This is a genomic window from Streptomyces sp. XY431 (assembly GCF_001279805.1).
Lineage (GTDB): Bacteria > Actinomycetota > Actinomycetes > Streptomycetales > Streptomycetaceae > Kitasatospora > Kitasatospora purpeofusca.
The window spans coordinates 34,053-51,867 of the sequence record NZ_LGDO01000380.1; the positions used below are offsets into that span (position 1 = coordinate 34,053).

Genomic DNA, 17,815 nt, shown 5'->3' on the forward strand with positions numbered 1-17,815 from the left:
CCTGTTCCCGTACCCGACGGGCCACCGGGCTCCGTCCGCGGGCACCTCGGGTCGTCCTGCCGAGTTGCCGCCCGCCGTCCGCGGGCCGGGGGAGATCGCACGTGTCCAAGCCCGAGTCCGACGCTGCCGTCGTCCCGGCGCCCACGCCCGAGCCGGGGCCGGCCTCCGGGCCCACGCCCGAGCCGGCCCTCGCGGCCGCGTTCGAGCCGGCGGCCGCCCCGTGGACGGCCCCCGCCCCGGCGGCTCCGCCCGTCCCGCCGGCCACGCCCGTCCCGTCGGTTCCGTCCGTGCCGGCCGACGCTCCCGCCTTTGGCCCGGTGCCGCCGCCCGCCGCCGACCCCTGGGCGGCCCCCGCCGACGTGCCGCCGCCGGCAGCCCAGGCCGCCCCGGCGCCGACCGGCTGGGCCGCCGTCACCCCCGCCTCCCAGAGCGGCTTCCAGCCCGGCTTCCCCTACCCGGCCGCCCCCACCCGCACCAACGGCTTCGCGATCGCCTCGCTGGTCACCGCCCTGTTCTGCCTGTGGCCGCTGGCGCTCGGCTTCGCGGTGGTCGCGCTGGTCCAGATATCCCGGCGCAACGAGAAGGGTCGCGGCCTGGCGGTCTCCGGCCTGGTCGTCGGCGTCCTGTCGCTGATCGTCTCCCTGATCGCGTTCATCGGGCTGGCCGCGGTCGGCCTCGACGAGGAGCGGTACGGCGACTCCCGGCACGGGCCGAAGGGCTCGGTGGCCGTCAACGACCTGCGGGTCGGCGACTGCTTCGACCAGCCGCCGCTCAGCGGGGACCCCGCGTCCACCAGCGTCTACTGGGTCCGGGTGGTGCCCTGCACCGCGCCGCACCACGCCGAGGTCGCCGGCACCGTCGTCCTCCCCGGCGGCCGGGACGACCAGTACCCCAGCCGGAAGGAGATCGGCGACGGCGCCGAGAAGCTCTGCGGCCCGGTGCGGGACGAGTACGCGCTGGACTCCTGGCTCGTCCCCGAGGGGGTGGACGGGTACTACTACTACCCGAGCATCCGCAGCTGGATGACCGGCGACCGCCGGGTGACCTGCACCTTCCAGGACGAGCAGCAGCCGCACGCCGGCAGCGTCCGCACCGACCGGACCAAGCTCACCCAGGCCCAGCGCACCTACCTGGACGCGGTGCTCGCCTACAACAAGGCGCTGTTCGCCGAGCCGGACCTGGACGTCGACGCGGCGCCCGCCAAGTACCGCGAGTGGGCGAAGACGATGGCCGCGGCCTGCCGCAAGGAGGTCACCGAGCTGTCGGTCAACGGGATCGACTGGCCGGAGGGCGCCAGGGCCAAGCTGGTCGAGCTGGGCGCGCTCAAGCTGGACGCCGCCAACGCCTGGGACACCGCGGCCAGGACCATGGACCCCGCAGCCCTGGAGCGCGAGGTCGGCAAGGCGGACGCGCTGTCCGTCAAGAGCGGCAGGCTGGCCCTGGACATCCGGCGCGCGCTGGGGCTGTCGACCGGCGAGCAGGCCGCGGACATCCGGGCCTGAGCCCGGCTTCCGGAGCCGGAGCCGACACCGGTCCGGCCACCGCCTAACCGGCTGTTAACAGCCCCCGTACCGGCCGGTAGCGAACGGGGCGTAGTGTCCCGTGCAGCCCCGCCCCGACCCGACCCCCACGCGGGCCGGGGCCGGGGCCGCTCCACACCGGCGCGGGCGCGTCCTAGCCTGGGCGCATGGACACCTTTCGGGTGATGCGGCAGGACGACAACGGTCAGCGCTTCCGGGTCGTCGGGGGGATCGGACGGGAGGCGGCCGAACAGCTCGCCGCCGAGTTCGAGGCGCGCGGCCACAAGCAGCTCTACTGGGTCGAGGCCGAGCCCGCCGGGGACTCCCAGGCGCGGGGGCCGCACAGCTGAACCGCACGCCGTAGGGTCGGGGCCCATGGACAAGGCCATGGACCCCGCGGGGGAGAACCGGATCGTCGTCGGCGGCGCGCTGATCCACCGGGGGCGGGTGCTCGCCGCGCGGCGCAGCACGCCCGCCGAGGTGGCGGGGCGCTGGGAGTTCCCGGGCGGCAAGGCCGAACCCGGTGAGACCGAGACCGAGGCGCTGGAGCGCGAGCTGATGGAGGAACTGGGTGTCCGGGCCCGGGCGCTCACCCGGCTGCCCGGTGCGTGGCTGGTGCGGCCCGGTCTCGAGCTGCGGCTCTGGGCGGCCGAACTGCTCTCCGGCGAGCCGCTCCCGCTCCAGGAGCACGACGAGCTGCGCTGGCTCGGCGCCGCCGAGCTGGCCGAGGTCGACTGGCTCGACCACGACCGCGAGGTCCTGCCCGAGGTCGCCCGCCTCCTCGCCGCCTCCTGAACGCCGTCGCGCCCCGTCGCCCCGCCTCCTGGAGCCCCGCTTCCCGAGCCCGGTGCACCCCGCCGCGCGGCGCGACGCGTGGCGCGGTGCCCCGGCAATCGGAAAGGCCGACGCGGCGGGCGGGATAGCCTTGGTCCTGCTGGGTATGTCACTTTTCGGCACTATTCGTCACCATCGGTGAGCCGCCCCAGCCGGCGACGCCGATCCCGAGCAGAGCCGGAGGCCGCGTCGGTGTCGAAGAGCGGGAACGGCGGTGGGGGAGCACGCCGGGCGGGCACCGGGGGGAGCGCCGCCGCCCGCGCCCGGCTGCGCCGCGGCGCGAACCGCGCGGCGGCGGCCACCCGGGCCGACCCCGGGGGTGCGCTCCCGCCCGCGGCCCGGTCCGCGCAGTCCCCGGCGGCGCCCGAGGCGGCCGCCCCGGCCGGCGCCCGGGGCCGCCCGGGCCGACCGTTCCCCGGCGGGCCGCGCGCCCTCCCGGAGACCCCGGGCCGGGCCGGCTCCGCCCCCGGCCCCGGCGGGGCGGCCGGCGGCAGCCTCTTCGACGTGGTCAAGGTGGCCATCGCGATCCTCGACACGGCCGGCCGGGTGGCGCTCTGGAGCCCGGCCGCCGAGGAACTGCTCGGCTGGCCCAACGAGCTGCTGGTCGGCCGCCGGATCGACGAGCTGATCCCCGACGAGGACCAGGTGCTCCGGATCCGGGCCGCGATCCAGGACACCCTGCGGCACGGCCGCTGGTCCGGCCTGGCCGAGCTGCGCGACCGGGAGGGCGTCCCGGTGCTGGTGGACGCCCGGATCTCGCTCCTCGTCGACGGCGACGGCAACCCGTTCCTCCAGGTCAACCTGGCCGAGGCGGCGGCCGTCCGGGAGGTGGAACGCGACCTCGCGGTGCGGGACGCGCTCTTCGAGCAGTCCCCGCTGGGCATCGCGATCCTCGACACCGAGCTGCGCTACACGGCCGTCAACCAGACCCTCGCCGAGATGAACGGCGCCGCCCCGGAGGACCACGTCGGCCGCACCACCGGCGAGACGCTGCCCGAGCGCGCCGCCGACGAGATCACCGCGATCCAGCGCCAGGTGCTGGCCACCGGCGAGCCGGTCATCGACGTCACGCTCGCCTCCCCGGTCACCGCCCGCTCCGGGTACCGCTCGATCTCCTACAGCCGGATGACCGACCGTTCCGGGCGGGTCCTCGGCATCTCCGGCACCGTGATGGACGTGACCGAGCGTTATCGCGCGGTGGCCAAGGTCGAGCACGCCCGCCGTCGGCTGTCGCTGCTCAACGAGTTCGGCTCCCGGGTCGGTGACCTGCTGGACGCCTCCCGGATCGCGCAGGAGCTGGCCAGTGCGGTGGTGCCCAGGCTGACCGACCATGCCGCCGTGATCCTGCTCCAGGCCGTCGCGCACGGTGACGACCTGCCCCGGCACGGCCACGACCGCCGCACCTCGCTGCTCCAGCTCGGCACGGCCTCCGTGCAGGACGGCCCCGAGGTCGAGGTGATGCTGCGGCGCGGCGCCCGGATCACCTTCGCCGAGGACTCCGCCTGCGGCCGGGTGCTGCGCACCGGCGTCCCCGAGCTGCTCTCGGGCGCCGACCAGCTGAGCGACATCACCTACGCCGGCGACCCGAAGATGCAGGCGGCGTACGACCTGGGCGTGCACTCGATGCTGGTGGTGCCGCTGCGGGCGCGGGGCATCGTGATCGGACTGCTGCTGGTCAGCCGGGCCGGCTACCGCGAGGGCTTCGACCGGGACGACCTGGCGTTCACCGTCGAGCTGGCGGACCGGGCGGGCTCCTCGCTGGACAACGCCCGGCTCTACGCCCGGGAGCGCACCGCCGCCCTCACCCTCCAGCGCACCCTGCTGCCGCAGCAGGTGCCGCAGCCCACCGGCGTCGAGGTCGCCTACCGGTACGTGCCCGGCAGCAGCGGCACCGAGGTCGGCGGCGACTGGTTCGACGTCATCCCGCTGCCCGGCGACCGCACCGCGCTGGTGGTCGGCGACGTGATGGGGCACGGTCTGCGGGCCGCCGCGACCATGGGGCGGCTGCGCACCGCCGTCCGGGTGCTGGCCGCCCTCGACCTGCCGCCGGACGTTCTGCTGCGGCACGTCCACGAGCTGGCCGACGACCTCGCCCAGGGGCCGGACGAGGCCCTGCTCGCCACCTGCGTGTACGCGGTGTTCGACCCGGCCACCGCGACCCTGACCGTCGCCAAGGCCGGCCACATCCCGCCGGTGCTGGTGGTCCCGGGGGAGGAGTCGGACGGACCGACCCGGACCGGCGGCCCGCTGCTCGGCGGTGTCGGCCGGATCCTGGAGCTGCCCTCGGGCGCCCCGCTCGGGGTCGGCGGGGTCCCGTTCGAGTCGGTCGAGCTGAAGATCCCCGAGGGCAGCCTGCTGGCGCTGTGCACCGACGGCCTGGTGGAGTCCCGGGACAAGGACCTGGACGTGGGCCTCGGCCGACTGGTCACCGTGCTCCAGGAGCCGTACGCGTCGATCCAGGCGGCCTGCGAGGCGGTGCTGGGCACCATGGAGCAGGGCCGGGAGCCGGACGACGTGGCGCTGCTGCTGGCCCGGCTCGGCCACGGGCAGGCCGGCACCCCGACGGCGGGCTGGACCCTGCCCGCCGAGCCGACCGCCGTCTCCCGGGCCCGTCGGCTGGTCCGCGCGACGCTGGCCGAGTGGGGGGTCGAGCAGCTCACCGACACTGCCGAGCTGCTGGTCAGCGAGCTGGTCACGAACGCCGTCCGGTACGCGAGCGCGCCGATCGGGGTGCGGCTGACGCTCGGCGAGACGCTCCTGGTGGAGATCTCCGACCCGCTGCCGGACCCGCCCCGGGAACGGCACGCGGCCGAGGCGGACGAGGGCGGTCGCGGGCTGGAGCTCGTCGCCCGGCTGGCCCTGCACTGGGGTGCCAGGGCCGAGGGGATGGGCAAGGTGGTCTGGTTCGAGCAGGCGCTGCCGGGCACTCCCGGCGCGGAGTAGAACTCCCTGCATATGCCACCGGAAGGCCTCGGGGGAGCGCGCGCCCCGGTAGGGGGCGCGAGCGTGGCATTGTGGTTGCGCGGGCGGTAGGACAAAAACCTTCGCCCGATCTGATGTTGTGATGTTGAGGGCGTGTGAACGTACCCCTCGATGATGAATACTCGGTCTTCTCGACATCCGGACGGTCGCGGGTTTGGAGGGGTCGGTCCGTTGAACAGCACCCCGGCGCGCAATGCGCCGAGCAGCAGCGGTCATGCCGCTGTACCCGGGCAGGCCGGCGCCCAACACGTGCCGGCCCCCGCCCACCAGTCGCCCGCCCCCGTCCGTGCCGCCCGGCCGGCCGCCGAGGAGCAGCGCTGGGGCGCCGGGGATCCGGGCTCGATCTACGACTACATCCGGGTCGCCACCTTCGCCATCGGCCCGGACGGCCGGATCAGCCAGTGGAGCGAGCGGGCCGCCGAGTTCTTCGGCGTCACCGCCGTCGAGGCGGTCGGCGCCGACCCGGTGACCACCTTCGTGCCGCGCGAGCTCTGGCAGCGCGGCCGGACCCGGCTGGAACGGACCCTGGCCGGCGAGGAATGGGTCGGCACCGCCCCGTACCGGCACGCCGACGGCGGTGAGGGCCTCGCCGAGCTCTACCTGATGCCGGACAGCGCGCTGCCCACCGCCGGCGCCACCTGTCTCGCGGTCGACCTCGGCCGGCTCCGCCGGATCGAGACGGATCTGGCCGCATCGGAGGCGGTTTTCGGCCAGACTCCGACCGGCTTCGTCCTCTTCGACGACCGGCTCCGCCTCCAGCGGGTCAACGACGCCTTCGCCTCCGGCATGGGCCTGGCGCCCACCGACCTGGAGGGCCTCACCCCGCACGACATCTTCCCCGGCGCCGAGGCCGATCGGCTCACCGCCGCCCTGCGCAAGGTCCTCGCCAGCGGTGAGCCCGTCTTCGACCTGCGCTTCCACGCCGCCGTCCCGACCCGCGAGGGCAACCGGCTCTGGGCCGTCTCGCTCTACCGCCTCAACGGCGCCGCCGGCCAGCCGATGGGTGTCGCCGGACAGGTCTCCGACGTCACCAGCCGGCACGTCGCCGAGCGCGAGGCCGACGGCGTCCGCCGCAACCTCGCGCTGCTCAACGAGGCCAGCGCCCACATCGGCTCCACCCTCGACCTGGAGACCACCGCCAAGGAACTGCTGGACGTCGTCGTCCCGCCGTTCTGCGACCTCGCCACCGTCGACCTGTACACCGCGCTGCTCTCCGGCGAGACCGTGCCCAGCGCCGGCCGGCTCGGCGACACCGTGCTGACCGACGGCAGCGGCGAACTGCGCCGGGTCGCCGTCTCCAGCGTGGTCGGTGGCGCCTCCTCGGTGCTCGGCTCGGTCACCGGCCTGCCCATCGCCGAGGCCGGCGGCACCCTCTGCTACCCCCGCCGCTCCCCGCACGCCCGGGCCCTGCGCACCGGCCGCAGCGTGGTCCCCGAGCCCGGCCCCGACCCGCTGCTGCGCTCCACCCTGATCGTCCCGCTGGTCGCCCGCGACCAGGTGCTCGGCCTGGTCCAGCTCTCCCGGGCGATCGGCAGCGAACCCTTCGACGCCCGTGACGTCGCCATCGCCGAGGAGCTCGTCGCCCGCGCCGCCGTCTGCATCGACAACGCCCGGCTCTACCGCCGCGAGCACGAGCGCGCGCTGATCCTCCAGCGCAGCCTGCTGCCCCCGGGCAACCCGGCCGCCAGCGGCCTGGAGATCGCCTGCCGCTACCTGCCCAGCAACAACAACACCGAGGTCGGCGGCGACTGGTTCGACGTCATCCCGCTGCCCGGCAACCGCACCGCCCTGGTCATCGGCGACGTGATGGGCCGCGGCCTGCGCGCCGCCGTCGCCATGGGCCAGCTGCGCACCGCCGTCCGCACCCTCGCCATGCTCGACCTCGACCCGGTCGAGGTGCTCACCGCCCTGGACGAGATCGCCCGCGACCTCGGCGACGACACCGCGCCGGCCGCCCGTTCCGCCCCGTACGGACGGCTCACCTCCACCGCCGACGAGGAGGCCCGCGAGGTCTACCTGGCGACCTGCGTCTACGCGGTCTTCGACGCCGTCACCCGGCGCTGCGTCTTCGCCAACGCCGGCCACCTCCCGCCGGTGCTGCTCAGCCCCGGCGAGAGCGCCCGGATGCTGGACGTGCCGCCGGGCCTGCCGCTCGGCGTCGGCGGCGAGCCCTTCGAGGAGGTCGAGCTGACCCTGCCGGACGGCGCCGTGCTCGGCCTCTACACCGACGGCCTGGTGGAGAGCCGCAAGCACCAGCTGGACGAGGGCCTGAAGGCCTTCCGCACCGCGCTCTCCGCCGAGGGCAAGGGCCTGGAGGACCTCTGCGACCACGTCCTCGGCGAGCTCAACCCGCACCACGGCGAGGACGACATCGCCCTGCTGATGGCCAGGGTGCACGCCTTCCCCGCGGACGCCGTCGGCCAGTGGTTCCTGCCGCCCGAGCCCACCTCGGTCGCCAAGGCCCGCGAGGCCGCGTGCAGCTGGCTGCTCGCCCGGGGCCTGGACGAGCTGGTCGACACCACCGAGCTACTGGTCAGCGAACTGGTCACCAACGCGCTGCGGCACGGCCGGGGCGAGATCCGGCTGCGGCTGCTGCGCGACCGGACCATGGTGTGCGAGGTCTGGGACGACGGCTACGCCCAGCCACGGCAGCGGCGCGCCCACGAGACCGACGAGGGCGGGCGCGGCCTGCAGCTGGTCAGCCTGCTCGCCGAGCGGTGGGGCAGCCGGCGCACCCCCAAGGGCAAGATCGTCTGGTTCGAGCTGGGGCTGTAGGGACCGGGGCGGGTTCCCCGGCACCGGTCGGCCGTACCGCCGATCGGGTGCCGCACCCGGTCGGCCGCCGTGTCGCCGCCGCCGGGGGCCGGGCGGCGGCGTTCCATGGCCGCCATGCGCGCCCGCCTCCCCGTCGCAGCCGCCGCACTGCTGCTCGCCCTCGGTGCCACCTCCGGCTGCCTCGGCGGCCCCGGCCCGGCCCGCACCGCCCCGACCCCCGACCCCGCGCCGCCCGCGCCCGCCGCCGTCACCGGCGACGTCCGCCCGGCCGACCGGGCCGCCGTCCGCGACGGCGGCGCCCTGCGCTGGGCCGTCGACGCCGTACCGGCAACCCTGAACGTCTACCAGCCCGCTGCCACCGCCGACTCCGCGCTGTTGGCGAACGCCCTCTACCCCGCGCTGTTCCGGCCGGACGCGCACGGCGAGTGGACCCCCGACGAGGACTACCTGACCGCCGCCGAGGCCACCCCGCCAGGACAGCTGCCCCAGGTGGTCACCTACCACCTCGCCCCGCGGGCCGTCTGGAGCGACGGCACCCCGCTCTCGGCCGCCGACTTCATCGCCCAGCGGGCCGCGCTCTCCGGCCTGGACCCCGCCTACAGCGCCGTCCGGCCCGCCGGGTACGCGGCCATCGACTCGATCGTCCAGGGCGCCGACCCGCACGAGGTCAAGGTCACCTTCCGGCAGCCCTACGGCGAGTGGCGCGCCCTGTTCGGCCCGCTCTACCCCGCCGCCGAGACCGCCACCGCCGCCGCCTTCGGCCGCCCGCTGCCCGGCGGCGGCGCCCACCCGACGGCCGGCCCCTTCCTGGTGTCCGGCTACGACCCGGCCGCCGGCCGGGCCACCCTGGTCCGCAACCCGTACTGGTGGGGGGAGCGGGCCAAGGCCGACCGGATCGACTTCCTGGCCACCCCCGCCGAACGGCGTGGCACCGAGCTGGCCGAGGGCCGGCTGGACCTCGCCCCGCTGACCGGCGCCGTCGACCGCGCCGGCGGCGACCCCGCCGAGGCGGTCCGCCGCGCCGGCGCCCTGCCCGGCACCACCCTGCACCGGGCCGCCGGCACCGGTCTCACCCAGCTGACCCTCAACGCCGCCCGTGAGCCGCTCACCGACCCGGCGCTGCGCCGTGCCCTGGCCCGCGCCGTCGACCGGCGGCACGCCGCCGAGGCCGCGCTCGCCCCGCTCGGCCTGCCCGCCGCACCCCTCGGCCACCACCTGCTGACCGGCGACCAGGCCGGCTACCGGGACAACGCCGACGCGCTGGGCACCGCCGACCCCGGGCGGATGCTGGACGCGGCGGGCTGGCGGCGGCCCGCCGCCGGCGGCACCCGGGCCAGGGACGGCCACCCGCTGGCCCTCACCCTGCTGGTCCCGGCCGGCTCGGCGACCCTCCGACGGGCGGCCGACGCGGTGGCGGCCGACCTCGGCACGGCCGGGGCGGCCGTCCGGGTGGCCGAGGCCCCGCCGGACGCCTTCCTCCGTGACCACCTGGCCACCGGGGACTTCGACCTCGCCCTGTTCTCCTGGCCGGCCGGCCCCGGCCCGGCCGGCGAGCAGCGGCCCGTCTACGCCAAGCCCCGGCCCGGCCCGGACGGCACCCCGGTGCCCGGCAGCAACTACGCCCGGGCCGGTACGGAGGAGATCGACCGCCTCTTCGACCGCGCCGCCGCCGAGCCGGACCCGGCCGCCCGCCGGGCCCTGCTCCAGGAGACGGATGTGCGGATCTGGCAGCTCGGCCACTCGGTACCGCTGTTCCAGCGCCCCGAACTGGTGGCCGCCCGGGAGGGTCTCGCCGGCGCCGGGGTCTGGGGCTTCACCCGCCCCCGGCTGCGGGACATCGGCTGGTCGGCGGGCTGACCCGGGGCCCGGAACCCGGTGGCCGGAGGGCCACCGCCCTGTGATCTTGCTCCCCCGGACAGCTCCCGTTTCGGCCGAGCTGGGCGGTTCCCCGTACGATAGGAGGAAGCCGTGGCATGTCCTGCCCGGCGGGTGGACCGGTAGTAGCAGGCGGAACGGGCGGCGGCGATCAACAGGGATCGCCGGTCGGCGTCACGCAGCCGGGCGCCGTAACCCACGATTCCGGGAGAATCCGCTCAGCATGCCCACGCGCAATGACATCCGCAACGTTGCCATCGTCGCTCACGTCGACCACGGCAAGACCACCCTGGTCGACGCCATGCTGAAGCAGGCCGGCGCCTTCGCCGCCCACCAGCACCTCGACGACCGGATGATGGACTCCAACGATCTGGAGCGTGAGAAGGGCATCACCATTCTCGCGAAGAACACCGCCGTCAAGTACCACCCCAAGGAGGGTGGCGCGCCGATCACGATCAACATCATCGACACCCCCGGCCACGCCGACTTCGGTGGTGAGGTCGAGCGCGGCCTGTCGATGGTCGACGCGGTCGTGCTGCTCGTCGACGCCTCCGAGGGCCCGCTGCCGCAGACCCGCTTCGTGCTCCGCAAGGCGCTGACGGCCAAGCTGCCGGTCATCCTCTGCATCAACAAGACCGACCGCCCGGACTCCCGGATCGACGAGGTCATCAACGAGACCTACGACCTCTTCCTGGACCTCGACGCCACCGAGGACCAGATCGAGTTCCCGATTGTCTACGCCTGTGCGCGTGACGGCGTCGCCTCGATGACCAAGCCGGAGAACGGCACCGTGCCGGCCGACAGTGACTCGCTGGAGCCGTTCTTCTCCACCATCCTGGCGCACGTCCCGGCCCCGACCTACGACGAGGACGCGCCGCTCCAGGCGCACGTCACCAACCTGGACGCCGACAACTTCCTCGGCCGTATCGCGCTCTGCCGGGTCGAGCAGGGCGAGCTGCGCAAGGGCCAGCAGGTCGCGTGGATGAAGCGGGACGGCTCGGTCCAGCAGGTCAAGATCACCGAGCTGCTGATGACCGAGGCGCTCACCCGCAAGCCGGCCGAGGTGGCCGGCCCCGGCGACATCTGCGCCGTCGCGGGCATCCCGGAGATCATGATCGGCGAGACCCTGGCCGACCTGGAGAACCCGGTCGCGCTGCCGCTCATCACGGTGGACGAGCCGGCCATCTCGATGGTCATCGGCACCAACACCTCGCCGCTGGTCGGCAAGGGCGGCAAGGGCCACAAGGTCACCGCCCGCATGGTGAAGGACCGCCTGGACCGCGAGCTGATCGGTAACGTCTCGCTCCGCGTGCTGCCGACCGAGCGTCCGGACGCCTGGGAGGTCCAGGGCCGTGGCGAGCTGGCGCTGGCCATCCTGGTCGAGACCATGCGCCGGGAGCTCTTCGAGCTGACCGTCGGCAAGCCGCAGGTCGTCACCAAGGTCATCAACGGCAAGACCCACGAGCCGGTCGAGCGGATGACCATCGACAGCCCCGAGGAGTACCTCGGCGCCATCACCCAGCTGATGGCGACCCGCAAGGGCCGTATGGAGACCATGACGAACCACGGCTCCGGCTGGGTCCGGATGGAGTTCATCGTCCCGTCGCGCGGCCTGATCGGCTTCCGGACCCAGTTCCTGACCGACACCCGCGGCACCGGCATCGCGCACAGCATCTTCGAGGGCCACGAGCCGTGGTTCGGCGAGCTGCGGATGCGCAACAACGGTTCGCTGGTGGCGGACCGCGCGGGCGTCGTGACGCCGTTCGCGATGATGGGCATCCAGGAGCGCGGCACGCTCTTCGTCGAGCCCACTACCGAGGTGTACGAGGGCATGATCGTCGGCGAGAACTCGCGCCAGGACGACATGGACATCAACATCACCAAGGAGAAGAAGCTCACCAACATGCGTGCCGCTTCCTCCGACACCACCGAGAACCTGGTGCCGCCGCGCAAGCTCTCGCTGGAGCAGTCGCTTGAGTTCTGCCGCGAGGACGAGTGCATCGAGGTGACCCCGGAGACCGTGCGTATCCGTAAGGTCGTCCTGGACCAGAAGGAGCGCGGGCGTACCGCTTCGCGCGCCAAGAAGGCCTGATTCCGGCCTTCTGAGCTTCTCCGGCCGTGCTTCGGCCGGAAACCGTCGCCCCCCTTTCCGATGGAGAGGGGGGCGAACCTTTTCAACAACTCGATGATGTCGGCGCAGGCATAAACGGAATAGCGCTTACCACGCCAAGGTGTCCGCTGAGCGAACGTGACAGTCCGTCATTCATGACGACTGTCCGTTTGATGCCTGTCTGAGTATGTCTCTTATGTCCGATTTTCGAAACTTACCGACCGTTCATGTGACCTAATTGAGATCGGCAGTGGTCACTTTCGTGTCCGTGGGTGACACATAGTGGGTGCAGTCAGGCTCGGGTCAAGGGTTAACGCGCAGGGGTGCGCGCCGAAACCACGAGCGCGGACGGCACAGCGGACCGGCGACAACCGACCGCGGTGCTCTCCTCGTTGGAAAGTCGAATTCAGGAGGCATCCCCCCATGCGTGGTGCAACCCAGACCAAGTGGCTCGTGGCAGCGACCGCGATCGCTCTCGCGGCGACCGCCTGCAGCACCAGCTCGAAGAGCAGCGACAAGGCTGCCTCCGGCGGCGGCACCATCGCCGTCCAGCTCGGTGAGCCGCAGCACGGTCTGATCCCGCAGAACACCGCGGAGTCCGAGGGTGCCGAGGTCCTGAACGCGCTGTTCGCCGGCCTGGTCGAGTACGACAACAAGACCAACGAGCCGAAGCTGCGCGTCGCCGAGTCGATCGAGTCCCCCGACAGCAAGATCTGGACGATCAAGCTGAAGGACGGCTACACCTTCCACAACGGCGAGAAGGTCACCGCCCAGTCCTTCGTGGACGCCTGGAACTGGGGTGCCAACCAGGACAACGCGGCCGAGGGCCTGCCGTTCTTCACCAAGATCGACGGCTCCGAGGACCTGGCTCCGGGCAAGGACAAGAAGCCGACCACCGACAAGCTCAAGGGCCTGACGGTTGTCGACGACAAGACCTTCACCGTCGCGCTGAGCGCCCCGTTCTCCCAGTTCAAGACCATGCTGGGCTACAACGCGTTCTACCCGCTGCCGAAGGCCTTCTTCCAGGACAAGAAGTCCTTCGAAGAGGCCCCCATCGGCAACGGCCCGTTCCAGATGGACGGCAAGTGGGAGCACAACCAGCAGATCAAGGTCAAGCGCTACGACAACTTCCCGGCCGCTGACGGCAAGGCGAAGCTGCAGGGCGTCACCTTCAAGATCTACGACAAGCTGGAGACGGCGTACAACGACCTGCGCGCCGACAACATCCAGGCGACCGACAAGCTCCCGATCTCGGCCATGGGCACGGTCAAGGGCGAGTTCGGCGACCGCTACATCTACAAGCCGGAGTCCGGCGTCGGCTACATCGGCTTCCCGATCGCCACCAACCCGGCCACCTACGGCAAGCCGGAGATCCGCAAGGCGATCTCGATGGCGATCGACCGCGAGGCGATCACCAAGACGATCTTCTCGGGCACCCGCGTCCCGGCCGACGACTTCGTCAACCCGCTGATCCCGGGCTACCGCAAGGGCGCCATGGGCGACGCGGCGAAGTACGACCCGGCCAAGGCCAAGGCGCTGTGGGACACCGCCGGTGGCGTCCCGAACAACACCATCGAGCTGGGTTACAACGCCGATGGTGGCCACAAGGAGTGGATCGAGGCCGTCGCCAACCAGCTGAAGAAGAACCTGGGCGTCGAGGTCACCACCAAGCCGTTCGAGAAGTTCGGCAAGATCCTGGACGCGCTGGGCGAGAAGCAGTACTCCGGTGCCTTCCGCATGGCGTGGTCGATGGACTACCCGTCGATCGAGAACTACGAGCGTCCGATCTTCTCGAAGGTCGCGATCGAGAACGGCTCGAACTACGGCGGCTACGTCAACGAGAAGTTCGAGTCGCTGCTGGACCAGGCCGACCAGGCGAAGAGCCCGGAGGAGGGTCTGAAGCTGTACCAGCAGGCCGATGACGTCCTCATCGAGGACCTGCCGTACATCCCGGTCTACACCTACATGTCGTCCGCGGCGTACAGCAAGAAGATCAAGAACTTCGACACCGACGCCCAGGGTCGCATGAACCTGGACGAGGTCGAGCTCGCCGGCTGATCCGGTTAATCAGACGATCGGGGGCGGGCGGACCGGACTACAGTCCGGGTCCTCCCGCCTCCCTTCCTTGTCCGAAAGTGTGGAGGTCTGATGGGCCGCTATGTGATCCGCCGACTGATACAGGCGATCCCTGTTCTGATCGGTGCGACGTTCCTGATCTACTGGCTGTGCTTCAGCCTGCCCGGTGACCCGGTGCAGGCGCTGGCCGGCGAGAAGAAGGCCGACCCGATCGTGGCGGAGATGATCCGCCAGAAGTACCACCTGAACGACCCGTTCCTGCTCCAGTACTGGAACTACATCACGGGCGTCTTCCAGGGGAACCTGGGTGAGAGCCTGACGGGTCGCCAGGTCAGCGAGATGATCAGCGAGGCGTTCCCGTTCACCGTCAACCTCGCCCTCGTGGCTTTTGTCATCGAGGCGATCATCGGTGTGCTGGCGGGCGTCATGGCGGCCCTGCGCAAGGGCAAGTTCCTGGACCAGCTGGTCCTCATCAGCACGCTGTTCGTGATCTCGATCCCGGTCTTCGTCACCGGCTTCGTGCTCCAGCTCGTCCTCGGCGTCAAGTTGAAGAACGACTACGGCATCGAGATCTTCTCCGTCTCGTTCAATGAGGAGGACGGGCTGCGCGGCTATCTGCTGCCGGCCTTCGTCCTGGCCTCGACCTCGCTCGCGTACGTGGCCCGACTGACCCGCACCAGCCTGATGGAGACCATGCGCGCGGACTACGTCCGCACCGCGGTGGCCAAGGGCCTGAAGAAGCGCCGGGTCATCGGTCGGCACGCCCTGCGCAACGCCCTGATCCCGATCGTCACCTTCCTCGGTGCCGACCTCGGCGGTCTGATGGGCGGCGCGGTCATCACCGAGAAGATCTTCAACATTCACGGCATCGGCGGTCTGCTCGCCCAGGCCGTGTACCAGAAGCAGGGCACCATCATCGTCGGCGTCGTCACGCTGCTGGTGATGATCTACCTGGTCACCACCCTGCTCGTGGACATGCTGTACGCCGTGCTCGACCCGAGGATCCGCTATGAGTGAGACGATCACCAAGGGCGCCGAGGCCCCTTCCGGGGACAACACCCCCAAGTCCTCGCCGGAGAAGAAGCAGAAGCCGGAGCGCGTCGCCAGCCTCTGGTCGGACGCTCTGCGCGACCTGCGCCGCAACCCGATCTTCATCATCGGCGCCGCGCTGGTGTCCTTCCTGATCCTGCTGGCCATCGTGCCGGGCTGGTTCACGGACGGGAGCCCGTTCGACAACGACGCCTGCGACCTGGCCAACTCGCTGAAGCGCCCGAGCGCCGAGCACTGGTTCGGCTTCGACGTCCAGGGCTGCGACAACTACACCCGTACGGTGTGGGGTGCCCGCAACTCGATCATCGTCGGCGTGCTGACCACCTCGATGGTCACGGTGATCGGTGCCCTGCTCGGCCTGCTGGCCGGCTGGAAGGGCGGGATCGTCGACTCGATCCTGTCCCGCTTCACCGAGATCTTCTTCTCGATCCCGCTGCTGCTCGGCGGCATGCTGATCATGTCGATGCTCGGCAAGGGCAACGCCTGGACCGTCTCGGTCGTCATGACCGTGCTCGGCTGGCCGCAGATCTTCCGCATCATGCGCGCCTCGGTGCTGGCCAACAAGAACAACGACTACGTGATGGCCGCCCGCGCCCTCGGCGCCGGCTCCGGCCGGATCACCTTCCGGCACATCGTGCCGAACGCCATCGCGCCGGTGATCGTCGTGTCGGCGATCTCGCTGGGTGTCTACATCGGCGCCGAGGCCGCCCTGTCCTACCTGGGCATCGGCGTCCAGTCGCCGGAGATCTCCTGGGGCCTGATGATCAGCAGCGCCTCCGACCGCTTCCTCGACGCGCCGCACGTCCTGCTCTTCCCGTCGGCCGTACTGAGCATCACCGTACTGGCCTTCATCATGCTCGGCGACGCGGTCCGCGACGCCCTCGACCCGAAGCTCCGCTGAGAGAAGAGGTGACGACCCGATGACCACCGTGATCGAGAAGAACCAGAAGAACGGCCGCCTGGAGGTTGGCACCCCGCTGCTGGAGGTCAAGGACCTCCACGTGGAGTTCCACACTCGGGACGGCGTCGCCAAGGCCGTGAACGGAGTCAACTACTCCGTGGCCGCCGGTGAGACGCTGGCGGTGCTCGGCGAGTCGGGCTCCGGCAAGTCGGTGACCGCCCAGACCATCATGGGCATCCTCGACATGCCGCCGGGCAAGATCAGCCAGGGCCAGATCCTCTTCCGCGGGCAGGACATGCTCGCGATGAAGGAGGAGGACCGTCGGCAGATCCGCGGCCAGAAGATCGCGATGATCTTCCAGGACGCGCTGTCCTCGCTGAACCCGGTGATGACCGTCGGCGCCCAGCTCGGCGAGATGTTCCGGGTGCACCGCGGCGCCTCCAAGAAGGAGGCCCGGGAGAAGGCCATCGAGCTGATGGAGCGGGTGCGCATCCCCGCCGCCAGGCAGCGCGTCGGCGACTACCCGCACCAGTTCTCCGGCGGTATGCGCCAGCGCATCATGATCGCCATGGCGCTCTCCATGGAGCCGGACCTGATCATCGCGGACGAGCCCACCACCGCCCTGGACGTCACGGTCCAGGCCCAGGTGATGGACCTCCTCGCGGAGCTGCAGGCCGAGTACAACATGGGCCTGATCCTGATCACCCACGACCTCGGCGTGGTCGCCGACGTCGCGGACAAGATCGCCGTGATGTACGCCGGCCGGATCGTCGAGACCGCCCCGGTGCACGAGCTGTACGCCAACCCGGCGCACCCGTACACCAAGGGCCTGCTCCGCTCGATCCCGCGCCTGGACCAGAAGGGCCAGGAGCTGTACGCGATCAAGGGCCTGCCCCCGAACCTGCTCAAGGTTCCGGCCGGCTGCGCGTTCAACCCCCGCTGTGACGTCGCCACCGACCTGTGCCGCACGGAGATCCCCGAGCTGCACCAGGTGACCGACAAGGACGGCAAGGAGCTCACCGGCCGCCGCAGCGCGTGCCACCTCTGGAAGGAGACCCTCCATGGCTGAGCCCATCCTGGAGGTCAAGGACCTGGTCAAGCACTACCCGCTGACCCAGGGCATCCTGTTCAAGAAGCAGGTCGGCGCCGTCAAGGCCGTCGACGGCGTCTCCTTCGAGCTGGCGAAGGGCGAGACGCTCGGTATCGTCGGCGAGTCCGGCTGTGGCAAGTCCACGCTGGCCAAGGTGCTGATGAACCTGGAGCGGGCCACCTCCGGCCAGGTGCTGTTCAAGGGCGAGGACATCTCCAAGCTGTCCGGCGCCGGCCTCAAGGCCGTCCGCCGGAACATCCAGATGGTGTTCCAGGACCCGTACACCTCGCTGAACCCGCGCATGACGGTCGGCGACATCATCGGCGAGCCCTTCGAGATCCACCCCGAGGTGGCGCCCAAGGGCGACCGCCGCAAGGCGGTCCAGGACCTGCTCGACGTCGTCGGCCTGAACCCGGAGTACATCAACCGGTACCCGCACCAGTTCTCCGGCGGTCAGCGCCAGCGCATCGGCATCGCCCGCGGCCTGGCCCTCAAGCCCGAGATCATCATCTGCGACGAACCGGTCTCGGCCCTCGACGTCTCGGTCCAGGCCCAGGTGATCAACCTGCTGGAGCAGCTCCAGAACGAGTTCGAGCTCTCCT

Annotated in this window: 12 protein-coding genes; all 12 read left to right on the top strand. The window is 71.7% G+C overall.

Translation table 11 applies throughout. The features are described from left to right. Positions 1–101 precede the first annotated feature (101 nt). Entirely contained in the window at positions 102–1,502 is a 1,401-nt protein-coding gene (locus tag ADK60_RS26890) for a DUF4190 domain-containing protein (protein ID WP_053649386.1), read from the top strand. A gap of 185 nt (positions 1,503–1,687) precedes the next feature. Then, positions 1,688–1,870, top strand: coding sequence for a hypothetical protein (locus ADK60_RS26895; RefSeq protein ID WP_045940747.1), 183 nt, complete (start codon positions 1,688–1,690; stop codon positions 1,868–1,870). Between the two features lie 25 nt (positions 1,871–1,895). Beyond that, positions 1,896–2,315, top strand: a complete 420-nt coding sequence (locus ADK60_RS26900) for a (deoxy)nucleoside triphosphate pyrophosphohydrolase (RefSeq protein ID WP_234371258.1) — start codon at positions 1,896–1,898, stop codon at positions 2,313–2,315. A 231-nt stretch (positions 2,316–2,546) separates the two neighbouring features. Next, positions 2,547–5,297 carry a SpoIIE family protein phosphatase gene (locus ADK60_RS26905; protein ID WP_079008703.1) on the top strand — a complete coding sequence of 917 codons (2,751 nt, stop codon included), beginning with the start codon at positions 2,547–2,549 and terminating at the stop codon, positions 5,295–5,297. A 210-nt stretch (positions 5,298–5,507) separates the two neighbouring features. Continuing rightward, the gene (locus ADK60_RS26910) at positions 5,508–8,111 is read left to right on the top strand and encodes a SpoIIE family protein phosphatase (protein ID WP_502687461.1); all 2,604 of its coding nucleotides are present in this window, start codon (positions 5,508–5,510) and stop codon (positions 8,109–8,111) included. A gap of 114 nt (positions 8,112–8,225) precedes the next feature. Then, positions 8,226–9,968, top strand: a complete 1,743-nt coding sequence (locus tag ADK60_RS26915; RefSeq protein WP_286185308.1) for an ABC transporter family substrate-binding protein — start codon at positions 8,226–8,228, stop codon at positions 9,966–9,968. A gap of 241 nt (positions 9,969–10,209) precedes the next feature. Beyond that, the gene (gene typA, locus ADK60_RS26920; RefSeq protein ID WP_045940743.1) at positions 10,210–12,078 is read left to right on the top strand and encodes a translational GTPase TypA; all 1,869 of its coding nucleotides are present in this window, start codon (positions 10,210–10,212) and stop codon (positions 12,076–12,078) included. A 441-nt stretch (positions 12,079–12,519) separates the two neighbouring features. Further along, entirely contained in the window at positions 12,520–14,154 is a 1,635-nt protein-coding gene (locus tag ADK60_RS26925; RefSeq protein ID WP_053649390.1) for a peptide ABC transporter substrate-binding protein, read from the top strand. 90 nt (positions 14,155–14,244) lie between these two features. Further along, complete coding sequence (locus ADK60_RS26930) at positions 14,245–15,189, top strand: ABC transporter permease (protein WP_045940739.1); 945 nt, start codon at positions 14,245–14,247, stop codon at positions 15,187–15,189. After that, positions 15,182–16,123 (top strand): ABC transporter permease, encoded by a 942-nt coding sequence (locus ADK60_RS26935; protein ID WP_045940738.1) that lies wholly within the window; start codon positions 15,182–15,184, stop codon positions 16,121–16,123. Before ADK60_RS26930 ends, ADK60_RS26935 begins: the two co-directional genes overlap by 8 nt. A gap of 19 nt (positions 16,124–16,142) precedes the next feature. Continuing rightward, positions 16,143–17,192: an ABC transporter ATP-binding protein gene (locus tag ADK60_RS26940; RefSeq protein WP_053649391.1), complete on the top strand. Its 1,050-nt coding sequence runs from the start codon at positions 16,143–16,145 to the stop codon at positions 17,190–17,192. Continuing rightward, positions 17,185–17,815, top strand: a 631-nt coding sequence (locus tag ADK60_RS26945) for an ATP-binding cassette domain-containing protein (RefSeq protein ID WP_159400595.1), incomplete at its 3' end; no start/stop codon positions are given. The genes ADK60_RS26940 and ADK60_RS26945, both read left to right, overlap by 8 nt.

What these genes read in the sequence shown, in the direction of transcription:
- ADK60_RS26925 (WP_053649390.1), top strand. Translation starts at nt 12,520, where the DNA reads ATGCGTGGTGCAACCCAGACCAAGTGGCTCGTGGCAGCGACCGCGATC.
- ADK60_RS26895 (WP_045940747.1), top strand. Translation starts at nt 1,688, where the DNA reads ATGGACACCTTTCGGGTGATGCGGCAGGACGACAACGGTCAGCGCTTC.
- ADK60_RS26935 (WP_045940738.1), top strand. Translation starts at nt 15,182, where the DNA reads ATGAGTGAGACGATCACCAAGGGCGCCGAGGCCCCTTCCGGGGACAAC.
- ADK60_RS26900 (WP_234371258.1), top strand. Translation starts at nt 1,896, where the DNA reads ATGGACAAGGCCATGGACCCCGCGGGGGAGAACCGGATCGTCGTCGGC.
- ADK60_RS26940 (WP_053649391.1), top strand. Translation starts at nt 16,143, where the DNA reads ATGACCACCGTGATCGAGAAGAACCAGAAGAACGGCCGCCTGGAGGTT.
- ADK60_RS26930 (WP_045940739.1), top strand. Translation starts at nt 14,245, where the DNA reads ATGGGCCGCTATGTGATCCGCCGACTGATACAGGCGATCCCTGTTCTG.
- typA (WP_045940743.1), top strand. Translation starts at nt 10,210, where the DNA reads ATGCCCACGCGCAATGACATCCGCAACGTTGCCATCGTCGCTCACGTC.
- ADK60_RS26915 (WP_286185308.1), top strand. Translation starts at nt 8,226, where the DNA reads ATGCGCGCCCGCCTCCCCGTCGCAGCCGCCGCACTGCTGCTCGCCCTC.